This window comes from Clavibacter michiganensis subsp. insidiosus (assembly GCF_002240565.1).
GTDB classification, from domain to species: domain Bacteria; phylum Actinomycetota; class Actinomycetes; order Actinomycetales; family Microbacteriaceae; genus Clavibacter; species Clavibacter insidiosus.
The window spans coordinates 1,663,068-1,689,147 of record NZ_MZMO01000001.1 but is presented as its reverse complement, the minus strand read 5'-3'; the positions used below and the strand labels follow the sequence as shown (position 1 = coordinate 1,689,147).

20 protein-coding genes and 1 tRNA gene are annotated in these 26,080 nt (G+C 71.7%); 2 read left to right on the top strand and 19 right to left on the bottom strand.

Features of this window, described 5'->3' with window-relative positions; genetic code table 11:
* Positions 1-75: 75 nt before the first annotated feature.
* The 6 genes from uvrB to polA form a co-directional block, all read right to left on the bottom strand.
* Positions 76-2,142 (bottom strand): excinuclease ABC subunit UvrB, encoded by a 2,067-nt coding sequence (uvrB, locus tag B5P21_RS08235; RefSeq protein ID WP_045528132.1) that lies wholly within the window; start codon positions 2,140-2,142, stop codon positions 76-78.
* Positions 2,143-2,152: 10 nt separating this feature from the next.
* On the bottom strand, positions 2,153-2,767 hold the full coding sequence (gene coaE / locus B5P21_RS08230; RefSeq protein ID WP_045528134.1) for a dephospho-CoA kinase: 615 nt from the start codon (positions 2,765-2,767) through the stop codon (positions 2,153-2,155).
* Between the two features lie 102 nt (positions 2,768-2,869).
* Positions 2,870-4,324, bottom strand: coding sequence for a 30S ribosomal protein S1 (rpsA, locus tag B5P21_RS08225; RefSeq protein WP_045528136.1), 1,455 nt, complete (start codon positions 4,322-4,324; stop codon positions 2,870-2,872).
* A 204-nt stretch (positions 4,325-4,528) separates the two neighbouring features.
* Positions 4,529-6,208: a DUF885 domain-containing protein gene (locus B5P21_RS08220; RefSeq protein ID WP_045528137.1), complete on the bottom strand. Its 1,680-nt coding sequence runs from the start codon at positions 6,206-6,208 to the stop codon at positions 4,529-4,531.
* Positions 6,205-6,663 (bottom strand): PTS mannitol transporter subunit IIA, encoded by a 459-nt coding sequence (locus tag B5P21_RS08215; RefSeq protein WP_045528139.1) that lies wholly within the window; start codon positions 6,661-6,663, stop codon positions 6,205-6,207. Before B5P21_RS08215 ends, B5P21_RS08220 begins: the two co-directional genes overlap by 4 nt.
* A 45-nt stretch (positions 6,664-6,708) precedes the next feature.
* Entirely contained in the window at positions 6,709-9,393 is a 2,685-nt protein-coding gene (gene polA / locus B5P21_RS08210; protein WP_045528141.1) for a DNA polymerase I, read from the bottom strand.
* Positions 9,394-9,446: 53 nt separating this feature from the next.
* Between polA and B5P21_RS08205 the strand changes: the two genes are divergently transcribed.
* Positions 9,447-9,881, top strand: a complete 435-nt coding sequence (locus B5P21_RS08205) for a PaaI family thioesterase (RefSeq protein ID WP_045528143.1) — start codon at positions 9,447-9,449, stop codon at positions 9,879-9,881.
* Positions 9,882-9,926: 45 nt separating this feature from the next.
* On the opposite strand, the gene B5P21_RS08200 is transcribed toward B5P21_RS08205, so the two are convergent.
* Positions 9,927-10,535, bottom strand: a complete 609-nt coding sequence (locus B5P21_RS08200; protein ID WP_045528145.1) for an ANTAR domain-containing response regulator — start codon at positions 10,533-10,535, stop codon at positions 9,927-9,929.
* A gap of 84 nt (positions 10,536-10,619) precedes the next feature.
* On the opposite strand from B5P21_RS08200, the gene B5P21_RS08195 reads away from it, so the two are divergent.
* Positions 10,620-10,702: transfer RNA gene (locus B5P21_RS08195), tRNA-Leu, on the top strand.
* 94 nt (positions 10,703-10,796) lie between these two features.
* Here B5P21_RS08195 and pyk read toward each other — a convergent pair.
* The 12 genes from pyk to hisF form a co-directional block, all read right to left on the bottom strand.
* Entirely contained in the window at positions 10,797-12,242 is a 1,446-nt protein-coding gene (gene pyk / locus B5P21_RS08190) for a pyruvate kinase (RefSeq protein WP_045528147.1), read from the bottom strand.
* A gap of 85 nt (positions 12,243-12,327) precedes the next feature.
* Complete coding sequence (locus B5P21_RS08185) at positions 12,328-13,785, bottom strand: glutamate synthase subunit beta (protein WP_045528149.1); 1,458 nt, start codon at positions 13,783-13,785, stop codon at positions 12,328-12,330.
* Positions 13,778-18,349: a glutamate synthase large subunit gene (gene gltB, locus B5P21_RS08180; protein WP_094171017.1), complete on the bottom strand. Its 4,572-nt coding sequence runs from the start codon at positions 18,347-18,349 to the stop codon at positions 13,778-13,780. Before gltB ends, B5P21_RS08185 begins: the two co-directional genes overlap by 8 nt.
* A 104-nt stretch (positions 18,350-18,453) precedes the next feature.
* Positions 18,454-19,476, bottom strand: a complete 1,023-nt coding sequence (gene lgt / locus B5P21_RS08175) for a prolipoprotein diacylglyceryl transferase (RefSeq protein ID WP_045528153.1) — start codon at positions 19,474-19,476, stop codon at positions 18,454-18,456.
* A 71-nt stretch (positions 19,477-19,547) separates the two neighbouring features.
* Positions 19,548-20,366, bottom strand: coding sequence for a tryptophan synthase subunit alpha (trpA, locus tag B5P21_RS08170; RefSeq protein ID WP_015490431.1), 819 nt, complete (start codon positions 20,364-20,366; stop codon positions 19,548-19,550).
* A complete protein-coding gene (gene trpB, locus B5P21_RS08165) occupies positions 20,363-21,577 on the bottom strand; it encodes a tryptophan synthase subunit beta (RefSeq protein ID WP_045528156.1) in 1,215 nt (404 codons plus the stop codon). The genes trpA and trpB overlap by 4 nt, the downstream gene beginning before the upstream one ends.
* Positions 21,574-22,350, bottom strand: coding sequence for an indole-3-glycerol phosphate synthase TrpC (gene trpC, locus B5P21_RS08160; RefSeq protein ID WP_045528158.1), 777 nt, complete (start codon positions 22,348-22,350; stop codon positions 21,574-21,576). The genes trpB and trpC overlap by 4 nt, the downstream gene beginning before the upstream one ends.
* Positions 22,351-22,590, bottom strand: a complete 240-nt coding sequence (locus B5P21_RS08155; protein WP_015490434.1) for a DUF6704 family protein — start codon at positions 22,588-22,590, stop codon at positions 22,351-22,353.
* A 103-nt stretch (positions 22,591-22,693) separates the two neighbouring features.
* On the bottom strand, positions 22,694-23,332 hold the full coding sequence (locus B5P21_RS08150) for a Trp biosynthesis-associated membrane protein (protein ID WP_045528159.1): 639 nt from the start codon (positions 23,330-23,332) through the stop codon (positions 22,694-22,696).
* A complete protein-coding gene (locus tag B5P21_RS08145; RefSeq protein ID WP_045528161.1) occupies positions 23,332-24,891 on the bottom strand; it encodes an anthranilate synthase component I in 1,560 nt (519 codons plus the stop codon). Before B5P21_RS08145 ends, B5P21_RS08150 begins: the two co-directional genes overlap by 1 nt.
* Positions 24,888-25,286: a phosphoribosyl-AMP cyclohydrolase gene (hisI, locus tag B5P21_RS08140; protein WP_045528163.1), complete on the bottom strand. Its 399-nt coding sequence runs from the start codon at positions 25,284-25,286 to the stop codon at positions 24,888-24,890. The genes B5P21_RS08145 and hisI overlap by 4 nt, the downstream gene beginning before the upstream one ends.
* Positions 25,283-26,080, bottom strand: a complete 798-nt coding sequence (gene hisF / locus B5P21_RS08135) for an imidazole glycerol phosphate synthase subunit HisF (protein ID WP_045528164.1) — start codon at positions 26,078-26,080, stop codon at positions 25,283-25,285. The genes hisI and hisF overlap by 4 nt, the downstream gene beginning before the upstream one ends.

Sequence of the window (26,080 nt, the reverse complement as noted above, 5' to 3'; positions counted from 1 at the left end):
CCATCGTATGCGTCGCCACCGACACCGCGGTCGGCCGGGCCGGACGGGGGGCGTCCGGCCCCGGGCCCGCCGCGATCAGGACAGGTGGCCGGCCTTCTCCATCTGGCGCAGCTCGCGCTTGAGGTCGCCCAGCTCGTCGCGGAGGCGCGCCGCGAGCTCGAACTTCAGCTCGCCCGCGGCCTGCAGCATCTGGTCGTTGAGGTCGGAGATGATCGTCTCCAGCTCGTTCGCCCCCGCCGCCGCCTTGCCCTCTCGCCGCAGGTTCGGCGTGGGCGAGCGCTTGCCGCCGCCGCGCCCCTCCAGCATCTTCTTCGTGTCCTCGCCCTCGCGCGCGAGGATCTCGGTGATGTCCGCGATGCGCTTGCGCAGCGGCGTCGGGTCGATGCCGTGCTCCGTGTTGTAGGCGACCTGCTTCTCGCGGCGCCGGTCGGTCTCCTCGATGGCGCGCTTCATGCTGTCGGTGAGCACGTCGGCGTACATGTGCACCTCGCCGGACACGTTGCGCGCCGCGCGGCCGATGGTCTGGATGAGCGACGTGGACGAGCGGAGGAAGCCCTCCTTGTCGGCGTCGAGGATCGCGACGAGCGACACCTCCGGCAGGTCGAGGCCCTCGCGGAGGAGGTTGATGCCGACGAGCACGTCGTACACGCCGGCCCGCAGCTCGCTGAGGAGCTCGACGCGGCGCAGCGTGTCGACGTCCGAGTGGAGGTAGCGCACGCGCACGCCCGCCTCGGCGAAGTAGTCGGTGAGCTCCTCCGCCATCTTCTTCGTGAGCGTGGTGACGAGGATGCGCTCGTCCTTCTCCACGCGGATGCGGATCTGCTCGAGCAGGTCGTCGATCTGGCCCTTGGTGGGCTTGACCACGATGGCCGGGTCGATGAGACCCGTGGGGCGGATGATCTGCTCCACCACGCCGTCGCCCATGCCGAGCTCGTACTTGCCGGGCGTCGCGGACATGTAGACGGTCTGCGGCACGCGCTCGGTGAACTCGTTCCACTTCAGCGGCCGGTTGTCGAGCGCGCTCGGCAGGCGGAAGCCGTGCTCGACGAGCGTGCGCTTGCGCGACGAGTCGCCCTCGAACATGGCGCCGATCTGGGGCACGGTGACGTGCGACTCGTCGATGACGACGAGGAAGTCGTCCGGGAAGTAGTCGAGCAGGCAGTGCGGGGCCTCCCCCGCGTCGCGCCCGTCGATGTGGCGGGAGTAGTTCTCGATGCCGGAGCAGAAGCCGATCTGCTGCATCATCTCGATGTCGAAGTTGGTGCGCATGCGAAGTCGCTGCGCCTCGAGCAGCTTGCCCTCGCGCTCGAGCACGGCGAGCCGCTCCTCGAGCTCCTGCTGGATGGTGCCGATGGCCCGTCGCATGACCTCGGTCTCCGCGACGTAGTGGGAGCCCGGGAACACGGACACGGAGTCCATCTTGCGGACCACGTCGCCCGTGAGCGGGTGCAGCTGGTACAGCGCCTCGATCTCGTCGCCGAACATCTCGATGCGGATGGCCAGCTCCTCGTACATCGGGATGATCTCGATGGTGTCGCCGCGCACGCGGAAGTTGCCGCGCGAGAAGTCGACGTCGTTGCGCTGGTACTGCATGGAGACGAACTTGCGGATGAGCGTGTCGCGGTTGATCTGCATGCCGACCTGGAGCGCCACCATGGCGTTCATGTACTGCTCGGGCTGGCCGAGGCCGTAGATGCAGGACACGGTGCTCACCACGACGACGTCGCGACGGCTGAGCAGCGAGTTGGTGGTGGAGTGGCGGAGGCGCTCGACCTCGGCGTTGACCGAAGAGTCCTTCTCGATGAAGGTGTCCGTCTGCGGGACGTAGGCCTCGGGCTGGTAGTAGTCGTAGTAGGAGACGAAGTACTCGACCGCGTTGTCGGGCATGAGCTCGCGGAACTCGGTGGCGAGCTGCGCGGCGAGCGTCTTGTTGTGCGCGAGGATCAGCGTGGGCCGCTGGACCTGCTCGATGAGCCAGGCGGCGGTGGCCGACTTGCCGGTTCCCGTGGCGCCGAGGAGCACGACGTCGGGCTCGCCGGCGTTGACCCGGCCCGCCAGCTCGGCGATGGCGGTGGGCTGGTCGCCGCTCGGGGAGTAGTCGCTGACGACCTTGAACGGGCGCACGGACCGAGTGGGTTGCATGCCATCGAGTCTACGAGCGGCCTCCGACACCGCCGGCCAGGTTCGCCCAGAGCCGATCCGTCTGCGCGAGCGTCGACGCGAGCGAGACGCCGGAGTCGATGACGTCGTCGGCGACGGCGAGGCGCTGCTCGTCGGTCGCCTGCGAGGCGATCCGGCGCTCGGCCTCCTCGACGGACATGCCGCGGAGCTCGACGAGGCGGCGGATCCGCTCCTCGCGCGGCGCGTGGACCACGACGACGCGGGCGAACTCGTCGACGCGCCCGGACTCCACGAGGAGCGGGATGTCGTAGACGACGACCGCGTCCGGGTCGGCCTCCCTCGCCGCGGCCATGCGCGCGGCCGACAGCGCGCGCACGGCGGGATGCGTGATGGCCTCCAGGTCGCGGCGCGCGTCCGGATCCTGGAACACGACGGCGCCGAGCGCGGGGCGGTCGAGGGTGCCGTCCGCGGCGATCACACCGGGACCGTAGCGCCGGGCGATCTCCGCGAGGGCCGGCGTGCCGGGCTCCACCACTTCGCGGGCGAGCCGGTCGGCGTCGATCCGCACGGCGCCGAGCTCGGCCAGGCGGTCGGCCACCACCGTCTTGCCCGCGGCGATGCCGCCCGTCAGTCCGATCAGCTGCATGGATCCAGCCTAGGCGCGGGCTCGGGCGGCGACGGACCGGCCCGGGGACGACGGAGGCCGCCCTCCCCGAAGGGAGAGCGGCCTCGTCGTGGTGCGGTGGTGCTACTTCGAGCTGGACAGCTTCTCGCGGAGCGCCGCGAGGCTCTCGTCGTCCGCCAGCGTGCCGGCGCCCGTCGAGTCGCTCGTGAAGCCGGGGCCGGCGGACGTGATGCCCGTGTCGGCCGCCTCGGCCTCGGCTGCCGCCGCGACCTGCTTCTTGTGGGCCTCCCAGCGGGCCTGGGCTGCGGCGTACTGCTGCTCCCAGGTCTCGCGCTGCGACTCGAAGCCGTCCTTCCACTCGTTGGTCTCCGGGTCGAAGCCCTCGGGGTACTTGTAGTTCCCCTGGTCGTCGTACTCGGTGAGCATGCCGTAGAGGGCCGGGTCGAACTCGGTGCCCTCGGGGTCGACGCCATCGTTGGCCTGCTTGAGGCTCAGCGAGATGCGGCGACGCTCGAGGTCGATGTCGATGACCTTGACGAACACCTCGTCGCCGACGGACACGACCTGCTCCGCGAGCTCGACGTGCTTGCCGGAGAGCTCCGAGATGTGCACGAGGCCCTCGATGCCCTCGGCCACGCGGACGAACGCACCGAACGGCACCAGCTTGGTGACCTTTCCGGGCGCGACCTGGCCGATGGCGTGCGTGCGGGCGAAGACCTGCCACGGGTCCTCCTGCGTCGCCTTGAGCGACAGCGAGACGCGCTCGCGGTCCAGGTCGACCTCGAGGATCTCGACGGTCACCTCCTGGCCCACCTCGACGACCTCGCTGGCGTGCTCGATGTGCTTCCAGCTGAGCTCGGAGACGTGCACGAGGCCGTCGACGCCGCCCAGGTCCACGAACGCACCGAAGTTGACGATCGAGGAGACCACGCCCTTGCGGACCTGGCCCTTCTGGAGGTTGTTGAGGAACGTGCTGCGACTCTCGGACTGCGTCTGCTCGAGCAGGGCACGGCGCGACAGGACCACGTTGTTGCGGTTCTTGTCGAGCTCGAGGATCTTGGCCTCGATCTCCTGGCCGAGGTACGGCGTGAGGTCGCGGACGCGGCGCAGCTCGATGAGCGAGGCCGGGAGGAAGCCGCGGAGGCCGATGTCCACGATGAGGCCGCCCTTGACGACCTCGATGACGGTGCCGGTGACGACGCCGTCGGACTCCTTGATCTTCTCCACGTCGCCCCACGCACGCTCGTACTGCGCGCGCTTCTTGGACAGGATCAGACGGCCTTCCTTGTCCTCCTTCTGGAGGACGAGGGCCTCGACGGTGTCGCCGACCTTGACGACCTCCGTCGGGTCGACGTCGTGCTTGATGGACAGCTCACGCGAGGGGATGACGCCCTCGGTCTTGTAGCCGACGTCGATCAGGACCTCGTCCCGATCGATCTTCACGACGGTGCCCTCGATGAGGTCTCCGTCGTTGAAGAACTTCAGTGTCTTCTCGACCGCGGCGAGGAAGTCCTCTGCAGATCCGATGTCGTTGATCGCGACCTGCTTGGGCGCCTTGTCGGTCGTTGCGATTGTCATGTAGTTAGTGCTCCAGGATGGGCATGAATAAGGCCGCTGGCGCGGACCCGCGCGGGTACCGGTCGAGCGGCGGACGGATGGGTCGTCGCAGAAATGCGACAGTCGATCTTAGACCCGGCCCGGGAGGCGGGACAACCGCGCCGCGCGGGACGACCGCGCCGCGCGGGACGACCGCGCCGCGCGGGACGACCGCCGAGTGCGGTCTCAGCGGAGGACCGCGGCCCGCAGGGTGTCGAGGCCCACGCCGCCGATGTCGAGCGCGCGGCGGTGGAACGCGCGGATGTCGAACGCGTCGCCCTCGCGGCGGCGGGTCTCGTCGCGGAGGTCCTCCCAGATGCGCTGACCCACCTTGTAGGAGGGCGCCTGGCCCGGCCAGCCGAGGTAGCGGTTGACCTCGAAGCGGACGAACGACGGATCCATGTTCACGTTGCGGCCCATGAAGTCGAAGGCGTAGTCGGCGTCCCAGACGCCCTCGCCGTCGGGCCGCGTCTTGCCGAGGTGCACCCCGATGTCGAGCACCACGCGGGCGGCGCGCATGCGCTGGCCGTCGAGCATGCCGAGCCGGTCGGCCGGGTCGTCGAGGTAGCCGAGCTCCTGCATGAGGCGCTCGGCGTACAGCGCCCAGCCCTCCGCGTGGCCCGACGTGCCGGCGAAGCGCCGCCAGGTGTTGAGCTCGGCCTTGTTGTAGGTGGCCTGCGCGATCTGCAGGTGGTGCCCCGGGACGCCCTCGTGGTACACGGTCGTCAGCTCGCGCCACGTGTCGAACTCGGTGACGCCCTCGGGCACCGACCACCACATGCGGCCGGGGCGGCTGAAGTCGTCCGCGGGCCCGGAGTAGTAGATGCCGCCCTCCTGGGTGGGGGCGATCATGCACTCGAGCGCCCGGATCTCCTGGGGGATGTCGAAGTGCGTGCGGCCGAGCTCCTCGACCGCGCGGTCGCTCGTCTCCTGCATCCAGGCGCGCAGCGCGTCGGTGCCGTGCAGCTTGCGCGAGGCGTCGCCGTCGAGGTGCGCGATGGCCTCGAGCACGCTCGCGCCGGGGAGGATCTCGCGGGCGATGGCCTCCTGCTCCTCCACCATGCGGGCGAGCTCGCCCACGCCCCACTCGTACGTCTCGTCGAGGTCGACCTCGGCCCCGAGGAACGAGCGGGAGCGGAGGGCGTACTGCTCGCGGCCGACGGCGTCGGCCTCGCGGCCGGCCGGCTCGAGCTCGGAGCCGAGGAACGCGGCGAGCCGCACGTAGGCCGAGCGGGCCTCCTCGGCGCGGGCGCCCAGGTCCTGGCGCAGCGACGCGGGCAGCTCTCCCGCGTCGGGTCGCGCGTCCTGGGCGAAGGAGCGGAAGAAGCCGTCGGGCGCCGCCTGGCGCTCGACCTGCCCGAGCACCTCGCGGATCTGCCGCTTCGCGGGCACCTGGCCACGGCGGACGCCCTCGCGCAGGGTCTCGACGTAGCCGTCGACCGCGCCGGCGACGTTGCCGAGCCGCGTGGCGACGTGCTCCCAGTCGTCCACGGTGGCCGTGGGCGAAATGTCGAAGACCTCGCGGATGCCCTGCGCGGGCGAGGCGATCACGTTGAGGTCGGAGAGGTGCACGCCGGCCTCGTGCATCTCGACGTCGAGCTCGAGCTCGCGCGTCAGGTCCATGCGGGTGACCTCGTCGACCGCGTCGACGGGCGTGGCCGCCGCGAGCTGCCGGACGACCGCGCGGGCCGCCTCGGCGTGCGCCGCGTGCCCCGCGGGTGACGTGTCGCCGTACTCGCCCTCGCGGCCCGGACGGCCGAGGTAGACGCGCTCCTCGGGGTGCAGGTCGAGCGAGGCGTCGATCCACCCCTCGGCGATGCGGTCGATGTCCGTCTGCGGTCGGGGGGCCTTCGGCGTCGTCGTCATCCCTCGACCGTACCGGCTCCCAGGAGGGCACGGACGGTCGCGGGATCGGTCGCGCCACGCAGCTGCTCGGCGCGCACGGGGTCGAGCAGGATCTCGGCGAGGCGCGACAACAGCGCGATGTGGCCGCCCCCGGTCGCCGCGATCCCGATGACGATGCGGACGTCGTGGCCGTCCCAGTCGACGCCGTCGGGCAGCCGCAGCAGGCTGATGGCGTCGGCCCGAACGAGGTCGCGTCCCGCCGCGAGGGTGCCGTGCGGCACCGCGACGCCCTCGCCCACGAAGGTGGACACGGAGCGCTCCCGCTCGAGCATGGCCTCCACGTAGCCGGGCTCCACGGCGCCGGCCGCGATGAGCGCCTCGCCCGCCTGGCGGATGGCGGACTCGCGGTCGTCGGCGTGCGCGTCGAGCCGGACGGAGCCGTCGGCGAGGAGGTCGGAGAGTCGTGCTGTCGTCATGCGCTGTGCTCCTCGTGCTGGGGGATGGGCGAGCGGATCCGCGGGTCAGTGCGCGGCGGCGGCCCACGAGTCGCCGCGGCCCACCTGGACCTCGAGCGGCACCCGGAGGTCGGCGGCGTGCGCCATGCGGTCCGTGACGATGGCCTCGAGGGCGTCCCACTCCCCCGGGGCGACCTCGAGGATGAGCTCGTCGTGCACCTGCAGGAGCATGCGCGACGCCATGTCGCGCTCGCGCATGTCGGCCTCGATGCGGATCATCGCGATCTTCATGATGTCGGCCGCGGACCCCTGGATGGGCGCGTTGAGCGCGGCCCGCTCGGCGTTGTCGCGGAGGACGCGGTTCGGGCTGTTGAGGTCGGGGAACGGTCGGCGACGGCCGAAGATCGTCTCCGTGTAGCCGGCCGCGCGCGCCTCCTCCACGACCTGTCGGAGGTAGTCGCGCACCGCGCCGAAGCGGGCGAAGTAGTCGGTCATGAGCTGCTTCGCCTCGGACGACGGGATGCGCAGCTGCTTCGACAGGCCGAAGGCGCTGAGGCCGTAGGCCAGGCCGTAGCTCATGGCCTTGACCTTGGTGCGCATCTCGGGGCTGACGTCCGCGGGCTCCACGCCGAAGATGCGGGAGCCGACGAAGCGGTGCAGGTCCTCCCCCGCCGCGAACGCCTCGATGAGACCCGCGTCGCCGGAGAGGTGCGCCATGATCCGCATCTCGATCTGCGAGTAGTCGGCCGTGAGCAGCGTCTCGTAGCCCTCGCCCACGCGGATGGCGCTGCGGATGCGGCGGCCCTCCTCGGTGCGCACGGGGATGTTCTGCAGGTTCGGGTCGTTCGAGGAGATGCGGCCGGTGGTGGTGCCGGTCTGCACGTAGGTGGTGTGGATCCGCTCGTCCTCGCCGATGCCGCGCTCGAGGGTCTGGATGATCTGCCGCAGCTTGCTCGCGTCGCGGTGCTCGAGGAGCAGGTCGAGGAACGGGTGCGGGTTCGACGCCTGCAGGTCGGCCAGCGCGCCGGCGTCGGTGCTGAAGCCGGTCTTGTTCGCGCGCGTCTTCGGCATGGCGAGCTGGTCGAAGAGGACCTCCTGCAGCTGCTTCGGCGACCCGAGGTTGATCTCCTTGCCGATCTCGGCGAAGGCGCGCTGGGCGAGGTCGGTGATGCGCTCCTGCAGCTGCGCCGACAGCTCGGCGAGCCCGGCGCGGTCGGTGGCGACGCCGCGCAGCTCCATCTCCACCAGCACGAGGAGCGTGGGCATCTCGATGTCGACCATGACGCCGAGCGTGCGCTCGTCGAGCACCTCGCGCAGCGCGTGCTCGACCCGGAGCGTGTACCAGGCCTCGACGGGCGCCGTGAGCGCCTCCGTCTCGGGCACGAGCTGGTTCGCGTCGGGCTGCGGCAGGTCCTCCAGGAGGTACCGGCTGACGAGATCGCCGAGCGTCTTGTCGGTGAACCCCGGCCGCAGCAGCCACCCGGCCACGAGGACGTCGAAGGCGAGGCCGGAGACGGCGAGGCCGGCGCGGCGCATCGCCTTCACCTGGACCTTGGCGTCCGCCATGATCTTCGGGGCGTCGCTCGCGAGCCAGCGCTCGAACGGCGCGTAGTCCGCGCGGCCCTCCTGCCAGGGCAGGGTCACCGCCTCGGTGGCGCTCGCGAGCCCGAAGCCGACGGGCTTCCCGTCCTGCGTCTCGACCGTGAGGCCCAGGCCGTGGAGCGAGGCCGCGCTCTGCCTCTCGATCCACTTCGCGAGCTCCTCGTCGAGCAGCTGCTGCGGTCGCGGGGCGGCCGGGGCGGTGGACGGCTCCTGCTCGACCGCGCCGACGGGCGTGCCCTCGCTGGATGCCGAGGCGCCGGATCCCTCGAGCTTCAGCACCCGGTCCAGCAGCTGCTTGAACTCCAGCACCGCGAACACCTCGCGGAGGGCGGGCTCGTCGATGGGCTTGCGCTCGAGGTCAGCCGGGCCGAGCGGCAGCTCGACGTCGGTGAGCAGCCGGTTGAGGCGGCGGTTGCGGATGACGTTCTCGTACTGCGCACGGAGGTTGTCGCCGACCTTGCCGGAGATCTCGTCGCGGTGCTCGAGGACCGCGTCGAGGGATCCGTACTGGTTCAGCCACTTGACCGCGGTCTTCGGGCCGACCTTGTCGACGCCAATGAGGTTGTCGCTGGTCTCCCCCACGAGCGCCGCGATGTCCGGGTACATCCCGGGCTGCACGCCGTACTTCTCGAACACCTTCTCCGCGTCGTAGCGCGTGAGCTGGGAGACGCCCTGCGTGGACGGGTAGAGCAGCGTGACGTCGTCGTTGACGAGCTGGATGGCGTCGCGGTCGCCCGAGACCACGAGCACCCGGAAGCCCTGCTCGCGACCCTGCGTGGCGAGGGTCGCGAGGATGTCGTCCGCCTCGTGGTCCTCCTTGGTGAGGGTGGGGATGTTCATGGTCTTCAGCGCCCGCTCGAGCAGGGGCACCTGCCCGGTGAACTCCACGGGCGTCTCGCCGCGCGTGCCCTTGTACTCCGGGTACTCGCGCGTGCGGAACGAGAAGCGCGAGATGTCGAACGCGACGCCCACGTGCGTGGGCTTCTCCTTCTGCAGGAGGTTGATGAGCATCGCGATGAAGCCGTGCACGGCGTTCGTGTGCTGCCCCTCGCGGTTCTGGAAGCTCTCCGCCGGCAAGGCGTAGAAGGCCCGGAACGCCAGGGAATGGCCGTCGATGACGAGGAGGGTAGGCTTTTCCGTGTTCGGCACGGGTCCAGCCTATAGAGGGCTCCCGACGTCCGACCGGCCCTGGAGGATCCCCCATGACCCAGCCCGCACCCGAGGACGACATCGGCGCGCGGCTCGTCCGCCAGCCCCAGGACGTGGGCGCGCTCGCCGCGAAGATGGGCATCGTCTTCCACGAGCTGAGCCCCGGGAGATCCGTCGCGACCATGCCCGCGGAGGGCAACACGCAGCCCTACGGCGTCGTGCACGGCGGCGCGTACGTGGTGCTCGCCGAGTCGCTCGGCTCCATGTCCGCGAACGTCCACGCCGGCCCCGATCGCGTCGCGTTCGGCATCGAGCTCAACGCGAGCCACACGCGGTCCGCCTCATCCGGCACGATCACCGGCACCTGCACGGCGATCCACCTGGGCGGCACGCTCACGACGCACGAGATCGTCATGACGGACGACGAGGGACGCCGGCTCTCGACCGTGCGCATCACCAACATCATCCGCGAGCGCCCGCGGCGCTGACCCGCGCGCCGCGTCCCGCGTCCCGCGCGACGCGCTCGGCGGCGGCTAGGCCTTCTTGGCGCTCAGCTGCTCGATGATGGCCTGCGCCACGTCGTGCATGGTGAGGCGGCGGTCCATGGACGCCTTCTGGATCCAGCGGAACGCCTCGGGCTCGGTGAGGCCCATCTTCTCGTTGAGCAGGCCCTTGGCCCGGTCGACGAGCTTGCGGGTCTCGAAGCGCTCGACGAGGTCGGACACCTCGGCCTCGAGCGTGATGATCTGGGCGTAGCGGGCCAGCGCGATCTCGATCGCGGGGAGCAGGTCGTTCGGGGTGAACGGCTTGACGACGTACGCGAGCGCACCGGCCTCGCCCGCGCGCTCCACGAGGTCCTTCTGGCTGAAGGCCGTGAGGAGGACGACGGGGGCGATGTGGTTGCGGTTGAGGCGCTCGGCCGCGGAGATGCCGTCGAGCTGGGGCATCTTGACGTCCATGATGACGAGGTCGGGCCGGAGCTCGGTGGCCAGCGCGACGGCGGTCTCGCCGTCTCCCGCCTCGCCGACGACCTCGAAGCCGTTGTCGCGCAGGGTCTCCACGATGTCGAGGCGGATGAGCGACTCGTCCTCGGCGACGACGACACGGCGGGGGGCTGCGGGGGCTGTTTCCTGGTCACTCACGGATAGGAGCCTACGGTATCGTCGGGCGGGCCGGTGCGCGCCGGGACGGCGGAAGACCGCAGGATCCCGGGTCGACCGGGGTGCGCCGGATTGGCGGAATGGCAGACGCGGAGCACTCAAAATGCTCTGTCCGTGAGGGCGTGTGGGTTCGAGTCCCACATCCGGCACCGCATCCCGCGAGGGACACGGAGAGGGCGGGCGACCACATGGTCGCCCGCCCTCTCGCACGTCAGCGGGGGCCGGTGCCCCCGCATGATCGCGCTACTTCTCGTACGCGGGAGCCGCCTCGTTCACGGCGTCGCCGACGACGTGGACGCGCAGCTCGTTCGTGGAGCCCGCGATCCCGGGAGGGGACCCGGCGATGACGACGACCTTCTGGCCGACCTCCGCGAGGCCCTCCGCGAGGAGCACCTCGTCGACCTGGTGGAACATCTGGTCGGTGTGCGTGACCGGCTCCACGAGGTAGGTCTGCACGCCCCACGACAGCGCGAGGCGACGGCGGATGCCCTCGTTCGGCGTGAACGCGAAGATCGGGATGCCGTTGCGCAGGCGCGTCATGCGGCGCACGGAGTCGCCCGACTCGGTGAAGACGCAGAGGGCCTTCGCCTCGACGAACTCGGCGACCTCGGCGGCCGCGAGCGTGATGGCGCCGCCCTGCGTGAACGGACGCGTGCCGAGCTTGGGGATGCGCTCCAGCCCGTGCTCCTCGGTGGACTCGATGATGCGCGCCATCGTCTTGACGGTGACGACGGGGAACTCGCCCACGCTCGTCTCGCCGCTCAGCATGAGCGCGTCGGCACCGTCGAGCACCGCGTTGGCGCAGTCGGAGGCCTCCGCGCGCGTGGGGCGGGGGCTCGTGATCATGGACTCGAGCATCTGCGTGGCGACGATGACGGGCTTCGCCTTGCGGCGGGCCAGCTCGACCGCGCGCTTCTGCACGATCGGCACGGCCTCGAGCGGGAGCTCGACGCCTAGGTCGCCGCGGGCGACCATGATGGCGTCGAAGGCGTCGACGATCTCCTCGAGCGCGTCCACGGCCTGCGGCTTCTCGACCTTGGCGACGACGGGGACGCGGCGACCCTCCTCGTCCATGATCTCGTGCACGCGGACGATGTCCGAGGCGTCGCGGACGAAGCTCAGCGCGATGAGGTCGGCGCCGAGGCGCAGGCCCCAGCGGAGGTCCGCCTCGTCCTTCCCGGAGAGCGCGGGCACGTTGACCGCGACGCCCGGGAGGTTGATGCCCTTGTTGTTGCTGACCGCCCCGGCCACCTCGACCGTGGTCGTGACGCGGGTGCCGTCGGTGGAGACCACGCGGAGGGTGACCTTGCCGTCGTCGATGAGCAGCGGGTCGCCCGGCTTCACGTCGCCCGGGAGGCCCTTGTACGTGGTGGAGCAGATGTCCTTGGTGCCGAGGATGTCCTCGACCGTGATGACGAAGGTGTCGCCGAACGCCAGGTCGTGCGGGCCGTCGGAGAACTTGCCGAGCCGGATCTTCGGGCCCTGCAGGTCGACCAGGACCGCGACCGCGCGGCCCGCGTCGTCGGCGGCCTTCCGGATGGTGGAGTAGATGCCCTCGTGGACGTCGTAGGTCCCGTGGCTCAGGTTCATCCGGGCCACGTCCACGCCGGCGTCGATGATGGCGCGGATGCTCTCGTAGGAGCTGGTCGCGGGCCCGAGGGTCGCGACGATCTTCGCTCGTCTGGTCATGCTCTGTCTGTCTCGCGTTTCTGCGTCGCACACGGACGCGGTTCGGGTGAGTGGTCGCGGTCGCGCGCCGAGGGCGGCGTCCGGGTCAGATGGAGAGAGCGCGGTCCGTGGGACGGACCGGGAACGGGAGCTCCGTGTCCCCCTCAAGGTACCGGTCGACGGCGGAGGCCGCTGAACGTCCCTCCGCGATGGCCCAGACGATGAGCGACTGGCCGCGGCCCGCGTCGCCCGCGACGAAGACGCCGGCCTGGTCGGTCTGGTAGTCCTCGCCGCGCGCGACGTTGCCGCGGTCGTCGAACGGGACCGCCAGCTGGCTCTCCAGGGCGTCCTTCTCGGGGCCGGTGAAGCCGAGCGCGAGGAGCACGAGGTCGGCGGGGATCTCGCGCTCGGTGCCCGACTTCGGCACGCGGCGGCCGTCGCGGAACTCCGTCTCGGCGACGCGGACGGCGCGGACGTGCCCGTCGTCGTCCTTGAGGAACTCGACCGTGGTGGCGAGGTACTGGCGCTCGCCGCCCTCCTCGTGCGCGCTCGACACCTCGAAGAGCGTCGGGTACGTCGGCCACGGCTGATCGGGGCGTCGCTCCGACGGCGGCTGCTGGCCGATGGCGAGGTTGGTGACCGAGGCCGCCTTCTGGCGGTGCGCGGTGCCGATGCAGTCCGCGCCCGTGTCGCCGCCGCCGAGGACGACGACGTGCTTGCCCTCCGCGTGGATCTGCTCGGGCACCTGGTCGCCCGCCGTCGCGTGGTTCGACTGGCGCAGGTAGTCCATGGCGAAGTGGACCCCGTCGACGTCGCGGCCCGGGATGTCGAGGTCGCGGGGCACGAGCGCGCCCGTGCAGACCACGACCGCGTCGTAGCGCAGGCGCAGGTCGGACCAGGTGATGTCCTTCCCGATGTCCACGCCCGCGCGGAAGCGGGTGCCCTCGGCGGTCATCTGCGCGAGGCGAGCCTCGAGGTGGCGCTTCTCCATCTTGAAGTCGGGGATCCCGTAGCGCAGCAGGCCGCCGATGCGGTCGTCGCGCTCGAACACCGCGACCGTGTGGCCGGCGCGCGTGAGCTGCTGGGCGGCGGCGAGGCCGGCGGGACCGGATCCCACGACCGCGACGGTCTTGCCCGTGAGGCGCTCCGGCGGGTGCGGCTCGACCCAGCCGTTCTGGAAGGCGTCGTCGATGATCGACACCTCGACCTGCTTGATGGTCACGGGCGGCTGGTTGATGCCGAGCACGCACGAGCTCTCGCAGGGCGCGGGGCACAGCCGTCCCGTGAACTCCGGGAAGTTGTTCGTGGCGTGCAGGCGCTCGATGGCCTGGCGGCCCTCGCCGCGCCAGGTGAGGTCGTTCCACTCCGGGATGAGGTTGCCCAGCGGGCAGCCCCGGTGGCAGAACGGGATGCCGCAGTCCATGCACCGGCCGGCCTGGCGCACGAGCTCGCCGCGCTCCTGCTGCTCGTACACCTCCTTCCAGTCCATGAGGCGCACCGAGACGGGTCGGCGCTTGGGGAGCTCGCGCTCCGTCACCTTGAGGAAGCCCTTGGGGTCAGCCACCGGTCACCTCCAGGATGCGCTTCCAGGCGACGTCGCCGTCGGGGTCGAGGCCCTCGTCGACCGCGGTCTGGCGGGTGGCGAGGACGGCCGCGTAGTCCCGCGGCAGGATCTTGGTGAAGCGTTCCATGGAGGTCTCCGGGTCGGCGAGCAGGCGCTCGGCCACGGTGGATCCGGTCTCGGCGAGGTGCCGGCGGAGGAGGTCGAGCACGATCTCGACGTCGGCGCTCCCGAGCGGGTGCAGCTCGAGCTCGCCCGACGCGAGGGCGTCGGTGTTGATGCGGTCGCGGTCGAGGTCGAGCACGTAGGCCGTGCCGCCCGACATGCCGGCTCCGATGTTCCGGCCGGTGCCGCCGAGCACGAGCGCGAGCCCGCCCGTCATGTACTCGAGCGCGTGGTCGCCCACGGCCTCGACGACCGCGGTGGCGCCGGAGTTGCGCACGAGGAACCGCTCCCCCACCATGCCGCGGATGAACATGGTCCCCTGCGTCGCGCCGTAGCCGATGACGTTGCCCGCGATGACGTTCTCCTCCGCGGGGAAGCCGGCCTTGGCATCGGGGCGCACGACGATGTCGCCGCCCGAGAGGCCCTTGCCGAGGTAGTCGTTGCTGTCGCCGACGAGCCGCAGCGTGATGCCCGCGGGCATGAACGCGCCGAAGGACTGGCCCGCCGACCCGCGCAGGGTGACGTCGATGGATCCCGTCGGCAGCCCGTCCTCGCCGTGCGCCTTCGTGACGAGGTGGCCGAGCATCGTGCCGACCGCGCGCGCGGTGTTGCGCACGGGCAGGTCGATCTCGACACGGCCCCCGTGGTCGAGCACGTCGCGGCTGAGGCGGATGAGCTCGTTGTCGAAGTGGTCCTCGAGCTCGTGGTCCTGCGACCGGGCGTGCTTGCGGGGCTCGTCGTCCGCGAACGTCGGGCCCACGAGGATCGGCGCGAGGTCGAGCCCCGACGCCTTCCAGTGGTCCACCGCGTCCTCGACGCCGAGCAGGTCGTTGCGACCCACGATCTCGTCGAGCGAGCGGTAGCCGAGCGCGGCCAGGTGCTCGCGAACCTCCTGCGCGATGAACTCGAAGAAGTTGACGACGTGGTCCGCCTTGCCGGGGAAGCGCTTGCGCAGCTCCGGGTTCTGCGTGGCGACGCCGACGGGGCAGGTGTCGAGGTGGCAGACGCGCATCATGATGCAGCCCGAGACGACGAGCGGCGCCGTCGCGAAGCCGAACTCCTCGGCCCCGAGCAGGGCGCCGACGATGACGTCGCGGCCGGACTTCATCTGCCCGTCGACCTGCACGACCACGCGGTCGCGCATGCCGTTGAGGCGGAGGGTCTGCTGCGTCTCGGCGAGGCCGAGCTCCCACGGCGTGCCCGCGTGCTTGAGCGAGTTGACCGGGCTCGCGCCCGTGCCGCCGTCGTGGCCCGAGACGAGGATCACGTCGCTCAGCGCCTTCGCGACGCCCGCGGCCACCGCGCCGATGCCCGACTGGCTGACGAGCTTCGTGTGGATCCGGGCGGACGGGTTCGCGCGCTTGAGGTCGAAGATCAGCTGCTTGAGGTCCTCGATCGAGTAGATGTCGTGGTGCGGCGGCGGGGAGATGAGGCCGACGCCCGCGGTCGCGTGGCGCGTGCGCGCCACCCACGGATAGACCTTGCCGGGCGGGAGCTGGCCGCCCTCGCCGGGCTTGGCGCCCTGCGCGAGCTTGATCTGGATGTCGTCGGCGTGCGTGAGGTACATGCTCGTGACGCCGAACCGCCCGGACGCGACCTGCTTGATGGAGCTGCGGCGCTCGGGGTCGAGCAAGCGCTCGACGTTCTCGCCGCCCTCGCCCGTGTTCGACTTGGCTCCCAGCCGGTTCATCGCGATGGCGAGCGTCTCGTGCGCCTCCTCGGAGATGGATCCGTAGCTCATCGCGCCCGTGGAGAAGCGCTTGACGATGTCGCTGATGGGCTCGACCTCGTCGAGCGGCACGGGCGGGCGCATGCCCGTCCGCAGCCGGAACATGCCGCGGAGGGTCATCAGGTCCTTCGACTGCGCGTCGACCATGGACGTGTACTCGCGGAAGATGTCGTACCGGCACGTGCGCGTGGCGTGCTGCAGCCGGAAGATCGTGTCCGGGTTGAACAGGTGCGGGGACCCGTCGCGGCGCCACTGGTACTCGCCGCCCGTCTGCAGGCGCTCGTGCGAGAGCACCGCGCCGTCGGTCGGGTAGGCGCTGCGGTGGCGCGCGGCGTTCTCGGCCGCGATGACGTCGATGCCGACGCCGCCGAGGCGCGTCGTGGTGCCCGAGAAGTACTGGTCCACGAGCCCCTGCGAGAGGCCGACGGCCTCGAAGCACTGCGCGCCGGCGTACGAGGACACCGTGGAGATGCCCATCTTGGACATGATCTTGAGGACGCCCTTGCCGAGGCCCTTGATGAGGTTCCGCGTGGCCTTCTCCGGCGTCACGCCCGTGAGCATGCCGCTGCGGACCAGGTCCTCGCAGGACTCCATCGCCAGGTACGGGTTGACCGCCGAGGCGCCGTAGCCGATGAGCAGCGCGATGTGGTGCACCTCGCGCACGTCGCCGGCCTCGACCACGATGCCGACCTTCATGCGGGTCTGCTTGCGGATGAGGTGGTGGTGCACCGCCGCGATCATGAGCAGTGACGGGATGGGGGCGAGGTCGCGGTTCGAGTCGCGGTCCGACAGGACGATGAACTGCGCGCCGTGCGCGATGGCGCGGTCGACCTCGTCGCACATGGCGTCGATGCGCTTCTGCATGGCGAGCGGGCCGTCGTCGACGCGGTAGAGGCCGCTCACGATGGTGGTGGTGCGGCTGCCCGGCCGGTGGTCGATGTGGATGGCCTTGGCCAGCTCGTCGTTGTCGATGACGGGGAAGTCCAGCACGACCTGCTTGGTGTGCTCGGGCCCGGCGTCGAGGAGGTTGCGCTGCGGCCCCAGGCCGAGGCGGAGGCTGGTGACGACCTCCTCGCGGATGGAGTCGAGCGGCGGGTTCGTGACCTGCGCGAACTGCTGCGTGAAGTAGTCGAACAGCAGGCGCGGGCGCTGCGAGAGCACCGCGATGGGCGTGTCCGAGCCCATGGCGCCCAGCGGCTCGGCGCCGACCTTCGCCATGGGCATGAGGAGCATCCGCACCTCCTCCTCCGTGTAGCCGAAGGTGCGCTGGCGACGGACGACGGACGCGGGCGTGTGCACGACGTGCTCGCGCTCCGGCAGGTCGGCCAGGTGGATGCGGTTCCGGAGCCACTCGCCCCAGGGCGCGCTGGCGGCGAGCTCGGACTTGATCTCGTCGTCCTCGATGATGCGGCCGGCCTCGGTGTCGACGAGGAACATCTTGCCGGGGCGCAGGCGGCCCTTCCGCATGATGCGCGCGGGGTCGATCTCGAGCACGCCGATCTCGCTGCCGAGCACCACGAGGCCGTCGTGCGTGACGAGGTAGCGGCCCGGGCGCAGTCCGTTGCGGTCGAGGGTCGCGCCGACGAGCGTGCCGTCGGTGAAGGTGAGGGCGGCCGGGCCGTCCCACGGCTCCATGACCATCGAGTGGTACTCGTAGAAGTCGCGGCGGACCGGGTCGATGTCGGTCTGCTTCTCCCACGCCTCGGGGACCATCATCATCATCGCGTGCGGCAGGCTGCGGCCGCTGAGGCTGAGGAGCTCGAGGACCTCGTCGAAGGAGGCGGAGTCGCTCGCGCCCGGCGTCACGATGGGCAGCAGGGGCGCGAGGTCGCCGAGCAGCTCCGACTCGAGCTGGGACTGGCGCGCGCGCATCCAGTTGCGGTTGCCCGCCACCGTGTTGATCTCGCCGTTGTGCGCCATCATCCGCAGCGGCTGCGCGAGCGGCCACGACGGGAACGTGTTGGTGGAGTACCGCGAGTGCACGATGGCGAGCTTGGTGGCGAAGCGCTCGTCGGAGAGGTCGGGGTAGAAGGGCTCCAGCTGGAGCGTCGTGACCATGCCCTTGTAGACGAGGGTGCGCGAGGAGAGCGAGATGAAGTACGCGCCGAGCTCCCGCTCCGCGCGCTTGCGCAGCCGGAACGCCAGGCGGTCGAGGGCGAGCCCGGACGGGCGGTCCTCGGGCCGCGGGGCGTCGGAGGCCAGGAACAACTGATGAAACGCCGGCATGGCCTTCCGCGCCAGGTTGCCGAGGTGCGACGGGTCCACCGGCACCTCGCGCCAGCCGAGGACGCGCAGGCGCTCGTCGCCGGCGATGCGCTCGATGCCGGCCTGCAGCTCCTCGCGCTCGGCGTCGTCCGTCGGCAGGAACGCCATGCCGACCGCGTACTCCCCCTTGGCCGGCAGCTCGAAGCCGACGACCCCGCGGAGGAACGCGTCCGGGATCTGCGTCATGATGCCGGCGCCGTCGCCCGTGCCCGCGTCGGATCCGATCGCACCGCGGTGCTCCAGGTTCCGGAGCGCGTCGAGCGCGTTGACGATGATGTCGTGGCCGGGGGTGCCGCGCAGGGTAGCCACCATGGCCAGGCCGCAGGCGTCCTTCTCGAACGCCGGGTCGTAGAGGCCCTGCTTCGCGGGAAACGACCCGCCGGGAGGGGAGGTGGAGGAGAACGCCATGGGAACCGTCCTAGATGCACTGCGGAGGGACGTCGCTGGCCCTGTGGTGGGGACCGCCTCGCGGGAGGAGGAGGCGGTGACCGCGGGGGTGCCCGCGCTGGGGACTAGGCGCCGCGTCCGCTTGTGGCGGGGAGAGCGTGGGAGTCCGACCCGGTGGATGCCCGATCGTCGTCGACGTCGGCGAAATCCGAATCCGTGTACACCGATGCTACCTCGCCGTCGCGGCCCGCCTTCGCGCGGGCGCTTACGTCATCCGGGGTGCGACCCGGCAGGTACGGACCCGGCTCGCTGCCGACGTGGCGCCGGGTCTGCACGAGGAAGAGCACGAGGCCGATCGCGACCGCGAGGAAGGCGGCCCAGACGTTGGTGCGCACGCCGAAGAAGATCTCGCTCGGATCGATGCGGATCGACTCGAAGACCATGCGCCCGAGGCCGTACCACATGAGGTACACGGCGAGGCCGCGGCCCCACTGGAGGCGGACGGCGCGGCCGAGCAGGATGATGACCACCGCACCCGCGATGTTCCACACGATCTCGTACAGGAACGTGGGGTGGAACAGCGTGCCCGCGGGCAGCCCGGCCGGGAACGCGGCGTTGGTCGGGTCGACCTCGAGGCCCCACGGCAGGGTGGTGGGCGTGCCGAACAGCTCCTGGTTGAAGTAGTTGCCCATCCGACCCGCGGCCTGCGCGAGGAGGAGGCCGGGGGCGAGCGCGTCGGCGAAGGTCCAGAAGCGGACGCCCGTCCACTTGGAGCCGAGCCACACGCCCACCGCGCCGCCGATGAGGGCGCCGAAGATGGCGATGCCGCCCTCCCAGACGTAGAGCACGCGCCACAGGTTCGCGCCCTCGTAGAAGTAGTCGCCGGGGTGGGTGAGCACGTGGAACGCGCGGGCGCCGACGATGCCGAGGACGAGCGCGCACAGCGTGAAGTCGATGACCGTGCCGGACTCGACGCCGCGCGCCACGAGGCGGCGGTTCGTGAGGAACGCGGCGATGAGGATGCCGACCAGGATGCACACGGCGTACGCGTGGATCACGAAGGTGAGCGGCAGGTCGATGCCGAAGCCCTGGAGCCACGCCGTGACGTCGAACCGGGTGTCGGACGGATCCGGGCTGGGGATGCTCATCGGGTCGAACAACGGATGGCGCTCACTTTCGCAGGGGATTCGGCGGGCGCGGCGGGACCGCGGGCCGGGGGCTACTGTAGCGCGGTTCCCCGCGCGAGATCGGCCGCGGCGCGGGCGACCCCGGGCACGCCACCGTCGGCGAGGGCCGCCACGAGGGCGGACCCGACGATGGCGCCGTCGGCGTAGTCGAGCACCTCGCGCACCTGGTCGCCGGTGGAGATCCCGATGCCCACGCAGGCGCTCGTGGAGCCGGCGTCACGCAGACGCGACACGAGCCCGCGCGCGGCCTGGTCGACGTCCTGCCGGGCGCCCGTGATGCCCATGGTCGAGACCGCATACACGAACCCGCGGCTGCGCTCGACCGCCTGGTGCAGGCGGGCCTCGCTGGAGGACGGCGCCGCGAGGAAGACGCGGTCGAGGCCCGTGCGCTCGGAGGCGGCGAGCCAGTCGGCGCCCTCGTCCGGGATGAGGTCCGGCGTGATGAGGCCGGCGCCCCCCGCGGCGAGGATGTCGTCCGCGAAGCGCTCCACGCCGTACTGCACGACGGGGTTCCAGTAGGTCATGAGGAGGACGGGGGCGTCGACGCGCTGCGTGATCGCGTGCAGCGCGTCGAAGCCGTCGCGGAGCCGGAAGCCCTGCGCGAGCGCCGTCTGCGTGGCGCGCTGGATGACGGGGCCGTCCATGACGGGGTCGCTGTACGGGAGGCCGAGCTCGATGACGTCCACGCCGTTCTCGACGAGCGCGACGGCCGCCTCGATGCTAGTGGCGACGTCGGGGAAGCCGACGGGGAGGTAGCCGACGAGGGCGCCCGATCCCTGCTCGCGACGGAGCGCGATGGTGCGCTCGACGGGACTGCCGGTGGGCGCGGCGGCGTGCGCTGCCGCGGTCACGACTGCTCCGCCCCGGCGTCGATGAGGTCGAAGTACCTGCCCGCGGTCTCCATGTCCTTGTCGCCGCGGCCGCTGAGGTTGACCAGGATGATCGACTCCGGGCCGAGCTCCCTGCCCAGCTCGAGCGCGCCGGCGAGGGCGTGCGCGGACTCGATGGCGGGGATGATGCCCTCGGTGCGGCTGAGCAGGCGCAGCGCGCTCATGGCCTGGTCGTCCGTGACGGGACGGTACGACGCGCGGCCGAGGTCCGACAGCCACGAGTGCTCCGGGCCGACACCCGGGTAGTCCAGGCCGGCGGAGATCGAGTGCGAGTCGATGGTCTGGCCGTCCTCGTCCTGCAGGAGGTAGCTGCGCGCGCCGTGCAGCATGCCGGGACGGCCCTTGGTGATGGTGGCGGCCGTGCGCGGGGTGTCCGCGCCGTCGCCGCCGGCCTCGAAGCCGTAGAGGGCCACGTCGGCGTCGTCGAGGAACGCGTGGAAGATGCCGATGGCGTTGGATCCGCCGCCGACGCACGCCGCGACGGCGTCGGGCAGGCGGCCGGTGAGCGCGAGGACCTGCTCGCGGGCCTCCTCGCCGATGACCTTCTGCAGGTCGCGGACCATCGCCGGGAACGGGTGCGGTCCCGCGACCGTGCCGAAGACGTAGTTCGTGGTCTCGACGTTGGTGACCCAGTCGCGCATGGCGTCGTTGATGGCGTCCTTGAGCGTGCGCGACCCCGAGCGGACCGGGATGACCTCGGCGCCGAGCAGGCGCATCCGGGCGACGTTGAGCGCCTGGCGCTCGGTGTCGACCTCGCCCATGTAGATGACGCAGTCGAGGCCGAAGAGCGCCGCCGCGGTGGCGGTCGCGACGCCGTGCTGGCCCGCGCCCGTCTCCGCGATGATGCGCTTCTTGCCGATCTTCTTCGTGAGGAGCGCCTGGCCCAGCACGTTGTTGATCTTGTGCGAGCCCGTGTGGTTCAGGTCCTCGCGCTTGAGGATGATGCGCGCGCCCCCGGCGTGCTCGGCGAACCGCGGCACCTCCGTGATGAGCGACGGGCGGCCCGTGTAGCTGCGGTGCAGCTCGCGGAGCTCCTCGATGAAGGCGGGGTCGACCTTGAGCTCCTCCCACGCCGCCGACAGCTCGTCGAGGGCGGCGACGAGGGACTCCGGGACGTAGCGCCCGCCGAACTCGCCGAAGTACGGACCGGTGACGCTGCGCAGGTCGGTCATGCGCGGATGTCCAGGAACTCGGAGAGCGTGCGGACGGGATCGCCCGTGACGAGCGCCTCGCCCACCAGGACGACGTCGGCGCCCGCGCGGCGGTAGTGCGCCACGTCGTCGGCGGTCGTCACCGCGGACTCGGCGATGCGCACGACGCCCGCGGGGATGGAGTCGGCCAGGCTGCCGAAGAGGTCGCGGTCGAGCTCGAAGGTGGTGAGGTTGCGGGCGTTGACGCCGACGACCTGCGCGCCGAGGTCGAGCGCGCGGGACACCTCCTCGGCCGAGTGCGTCTCGACGAGCGCGGTCATGCCGAGCTCGCCCACGAGCGCGTGCAGCTCGACGAGGGTCTTCTGGTCGAGGGCCGCGACGATGAGGAGGACGAGGTCGGCACCCGAGGCGCGCGCCTCCAGCACCTGGTACGGCTCGCCGATGAAGTCCTTGCGGAGCACGGGGATGGAGACGGTGTCGCGCACCTGCTCGAGGTCCTGCAGCGAGCCGCGGAACTTCCGGCCCTCGGTGAGGACGCTGATGGCGCTGGCGCCGCCGGTCTCGTAGCGGGATGCGAGGAGCGCGGGGTCGGGGATCTCGGCGAGGGCGCCGCGCGACGGGCTCGAGCGCTTGACCTCGGCGATGATCTTCACGCGGTCGGCCGGGGCGAGCGCGCTGAGCGCGTCGAGGGCGGCGGGACGCGCGAGCGCCTCGGCCTCGACCTGGGTGAGCGGACGGGTCTCGCGACGTGCGGCCGCGTCCTCGAGGGCGCCGGCGAGGAGGTCGCCCAGCATCTAGGAGTGCGCCTTCGCGTGCGTGACGGTGCGGTGCCCGCCGACGCCGAAGCCCAGCTTCTTCATGACGCCGCCGGTGATCCAGCCGAGGATCGCGAGGACCGCCGAGGCCCATACGACGGGCTCGATGGCGAACCAGAAGGCGATGGTGCCGACGGTGAACGCGACGAGCATGATGACGACAGCCGTCCAGGCCGCCGGCGAGTTGCCGTGGCCGGGTTCTGCGGACTCTGTGGACATGCGTGCTCCTCGGGGGTCGTGCGATCGGGACGGATCGAGTCTACCCGGCGGCGTCGGGTCGGTCGTCGGCTCGGGGAGGGCGGGCGGGGACGTCAGTCGACCCTCACGCGGCCGTGCCGGGCGGGGCGTCGTCCGCGTCGCCGGCCTCGCGGCGGGTGGGATCCGCGCCGCCGCTCAGGCTGTCCCAGGCCGCCACCGGGTCCTCGCGCGGGACGATCCGGCGGGCAGGCGACTGGTCGGGCGCGTCGTACCGGGACCGGCGGATGGGCCAGCGCGGGCCGGTGACCGCGACGAAGACGCCCGTCAGCGCCGACGCGACGCCCGCGACCAGCGTGACCGGACCCCAGGGTGTCGTGGTCCATCCGTCGACGAGCTCCGCCACGGCCGACGAGCCCGCGACGCCCGTGACGGCCGTGACCGCGGCCTCGCCCGCCGGGACGGGCCCCGCGGTCGCGGCGAACGCCGTGAGCGCCACCGTCGCGCCGATGAGCGCCTGCAGGATGCCGAGCACCACGCGGAGCACGCGGCCCGCGATGGCGAGCGCGCCGGCCAGGGCGAGGCTGGAGAGCGCGAGGGCGCTGAGCGCGGGGGCGGCGACGCTGCCCGCCACGGGCACGAGCGTCGGCGCCTGGCCGCCGATGCGGAGCGTCGACCAGTCCTGCGACCAGCCGAGGAACGTGGCGGCGCTCGTCGCGAGGACGAGCAGGAGGGCGAGGGACTTCGTGCGGCGGGTGACGCGCATCAGCGCACGCGCCGCATGGCCTCGGCGACGGCCACGGCGCGCAGCGGGGCGGCGGCCTTGTTCTGCGACTCGAGGTACTCGGCGTCCGGGTCGGAGTCGGCGACCATGCCGCCGCCGGCCTGCACGTGCGCGATGCCGTCCACGATGGTGGCCGTGCGGATAGCGATGGCGAGGTCCGCGTCGCCCGCGAAGTCGAAGTAGCCCACCACTCCCCCGTACACGCCGCGCTGGGCGGGCTCGAGCTCGTCGATGATCTGCAGCGCGCGCGGCTTGGGCGCGCCCGAGAGCGTGCCGGCCGGGAACGTCGCGCGGAAGACGTCGATGCTCGAGACGCCGGGCCGGAGCGTACCCTCGACCGAGCTGACCAGGTGCATGATGTGGCTGAACCGCTCGACGCGCATGAACTCGGTGACCTCGACGGATCCCGGCGCGCACGCCTTGAGCATGTCGTTGCGCGCGAGGTCCACCAGCATGAGGTGCTCGGCGCGCTCCTTCGGGTCGGCGAGGAGCGACTCCTCGTGCGCCACGTCCTCCTCGACGGTCGCGCCGCGCGGGCGGGACCCGGCGATCGGGTGCATGTAGACGTGGTCGTCGGTGACGGTGACGAGCGCCTCGGGCGAGGATCCGACGATGGAGTACGGCTTCCCGTCCGCGTCCACGAGCGTGAGCAGGTACATGTACGGGCTCGGGTTGAGCACGCGCAGGATGCGGTACACGTCGATCGGCTCGGCCGTCGTGGGCTGGTCGAACCGCTGCGAGACGACGACCTGGAAGACGTCGCCCTCGTGGATGTGGTGCTTGCTGCGCGCGATGGCCTCGTGGAAGTCGGCGGGCTCGGTGCGGAGCGTCGCGGACGGCTGCGCCTGGAGGTCCACCTCCGCGAGGAACGTCTCGGACGGCCGGGCGAGGTCGGCCTGCATGCGGTCGAGGCGCGCCTGCGCGTCGGCCCACATGGCGTCCGCGTCGTCGACGCCGTCGTTGAGGGCGGTGGCGACGAGCGTGACGGTGCCGCGGCGGTGGTCCAGCACGGCGAGCTCGGAGACGAAGCTGAGCGCCTGGCCGGGCACGGGCACCTCGGCGGGCGGGCGGTCGGGCAGGCGCTCGATCTGCCGCACGGCCTCCCAGCCGATGAAGCCGACGAGGCCGCCGGTGAGGGGCGGCATGCCCGGGATGCGCGGCGTCTCCCACCGCGCGTAGAGGGCGGCGAGGGCGGCGAGCGGCCCGTCGGGCGCGTCGTCGCCGAGGGCGCGGCGCGCGTCCATGCCGTAGTCGAGCCAGCGGGCCTCGTCGCCCTGCTGCGTCAGCACGCCGAACGACGAGACGCCGACAAACGAGAAGCGGGTCCAGATGCCGCCCTGGCCGGCGGACTCGAGCAGGAAGCTGCCCGGGCGGCCGGCGGTGAGCTTGCGGTGGACGCCGACGGGCGTCTCGCCGTCCGCGAAGACCTCGCGGAGCACGGGGATCACGCGGTGGTCGACGGCCAGGTCGCCGAACGCCTCCCGGGTGGTGGTGCTGGATGCGGGGACGGACGGCGCGGCGGGGCGCGGGGTCTCGCTCATGGGGTGGGCCCTTCGTCGGCGGCGGGGCGCGCGCCCGTGACGGGATGGAGGTGGTCCGCGTCGAAGCAGGTGCGCGTGCCGGTGTGGCAGGCCACTCCTACCTGGTCGACCTGGACGAGGACCGTGTCGCCGTCGCAGTCGAGGGCCGCGTCGCGCACGTACTGGCCGTGCCCGGAGGTGTCGCCCTTCCGCCAGTACTCGCGCCGGGAGCGGGACCAGAAGGTCACGCGGCCGGTGGTGAGCGTGCGGCGGAGCGCCTCGCGGTCCATGTAGCCGAGCATGAGCACCTCGCGCGTGTCGTGCTGCTGGATCACGGCGGGCAGCAGCCCGTCGTCGGCGAAGGAGGCGCGGGCGAGGATGCCGTCCACGTCGGGGAGGGACGCCGCTGCGCTCATCGTCGGACCACCTGACCGGCGTCCTGGAGGGCGCCCTTGACGTCGCCGATCGTGAACCGGCGGGAGTGGAAGACGCTCGCGGCGAGCACGGCGTCGGCGCCGGCCTCGATCGCGGGCGCGAAGTGGTCGAGCTCGCCCGCGCCGCCCGAGGCGATGACGGGCACGCGGCTCGCGGCGCGCATGGCGGCCACGAGCTCGAGGTCGAAGCCGTCGCGCGTGCCGTCGGCGTCGATGGAGTTGACGAGCAGCTCGCCCGCGCCGCGCTCGACGGCCTCTCGGGCCCAGGCGACGGCGTCGATGGTCGTGCGCGTGCGGCCGCCGTGCGTGGTGACGACGAAGCCGGACTCCGTGTCGCCGCGCGTCACGTCGAGCGAGAGGACGCACACCTGCGCGCCGAACCGGTCGGCGATCTCGCCCAGGAGGTCGGGGCGGGCGATGGCCGCGCTGTTGACGCCGATCTTGTCGGCGCCGTTCGCGAGCAGGCGGGCCACGTCGTCGGCGCTTCGTACTCCCCCGCCGACCGTCAGCGGGATGAAGACCTGCTCGGCGGTGGCGCTCACCACGTCGTACATGGTGGACCGGTCCTCGACCGTGGCCGTGACGTCGAGGAACGTGAGCTCGTCAGCGCCCTGCTCGTAGTAGAGGCGCGCGAGCTCGACGGGATCGCCCGCGTCCTGCAGGTCGAGGAAGTTGACGCCCTTGACGACGCGGCCGGCGGCCACGTCGAGGCAGGGGATGACGCGGACGGCGAGCTGCGCGGCCGGGCCGGGGGCGGCGGATCCCGCGGATGCCAC

What these genes read in the sequence shown, in the direction of transcription:
- uvrB (WP_045528132.1), bottom strand. Translation starts at nt 2,142, where the DNA reads ATGCAACCCACTCGGTCCGTGCGCCCGTTCAAGGTCGTCAGCGACTAC.
- coaE (WP_045528134.1), bottom strand. Translation starts at nt 2,767, where the DNA reads ATGCAGCTGATCGGACTGACGGGCGGCATCGCCGCGGGCAAGACGGTG.
- rpsA (WP_045528136.1), bottom strand. Translation starts at nt 4,324, where the DNA reads ATGACAATCGCAACGACCGACAAGGCGCCCAAGCAGGTCGCGATCAAC.
- B5P21_RS08220 (WP_045528137.1), bottom strand. Translation starts at nt 6,208, where the DNA reads ATGACGACGACGCCGAAGGCCCCCCGACCGCAGACGGACATCGACCGC.
- B5P21_RS08215 (WP_045528139.1), bottom strand. Translation starts at nt 6,663, where the DNA reads ATGACGACAGCACGACTCTCCGACCTCCTCGCCGACGGCTCCGTCCGG.
- B5P21_RS08205 (WP_045528143.1), top strand. Translation starts at nt 9,447, where the DNA reads ATGACCCAGCCCGCACCCGAGGACGACATCGGCGCGCGGCTCGTCCGC.
- pyk (WP_045528147.1), bottom strand. Translation starts at nt 12,242, where the DNA reads ATGACCAGACGAGCGAAGATCGTCGCGACCCTCGGGCCCGCGACCAGC.
- gltB (WP_094171017.1), bottom strand. Translation starts at nt 18,349, where the DNA reads ATGGCGTTCTCCTCCACCTCCCCTCCCGGCGGGTCGTTTCCCGCGAAG.
- lgt (WP_045528153.1), bottom strand. Translation starts at nt 19,476, where the DNA reads ATGAGCATCCCCAGCCCGGATCCGTCCGACACCCGGTTCGACGTCACG.
- trpB (WP_045528156.1), bottom strand. Translation starts at nt 21,577, where the DNA reads ATGACCGACCTGCGCAGCGTCACCGGTCCGTACTTCGGCGAGTTCGGC.
- trpC (WP_045528158.1), bottom strand. Translation starts at nt 22,350, where the DNA reads ATGCTGGGCGACCTCCTCGCCGGCGCCCTCGAGGACGCGGCCGCACGT.
- B5P21_RS08155 (WP_015490434.1), bottom strand. Translation starts at nt 22,590, where the DNA reads ATGTCCACAGAGTCCGCAGAACCCGGCCACGGCAACTCGCCGGCGGCC.
- B5P21_RS08150 (WP_045528159.1), bottom strand. Translation starts at nt 23,332, where the DNA reads ATGCGCGTCACCCGCCGCACGAAGTCCCTCGCCCTCCTGCTCGTCCTC.
- B5P21_RS08145 (WP_045528161.1), bottom strand. Translation starts at nt 24,891, where the DNA reads ATGAGCGAGACCCCGCGCCCCGCCGCGCCGTCCGTCCCCGCATCCAGC.
- hisI (WP_045528163.1), bottom strand. Translation starts at nt 25,286, where the DNA reads ATGAGCGCAGCGGCGTCCCTCCCCGACGTGGACGGCATCCTCGCCCGC.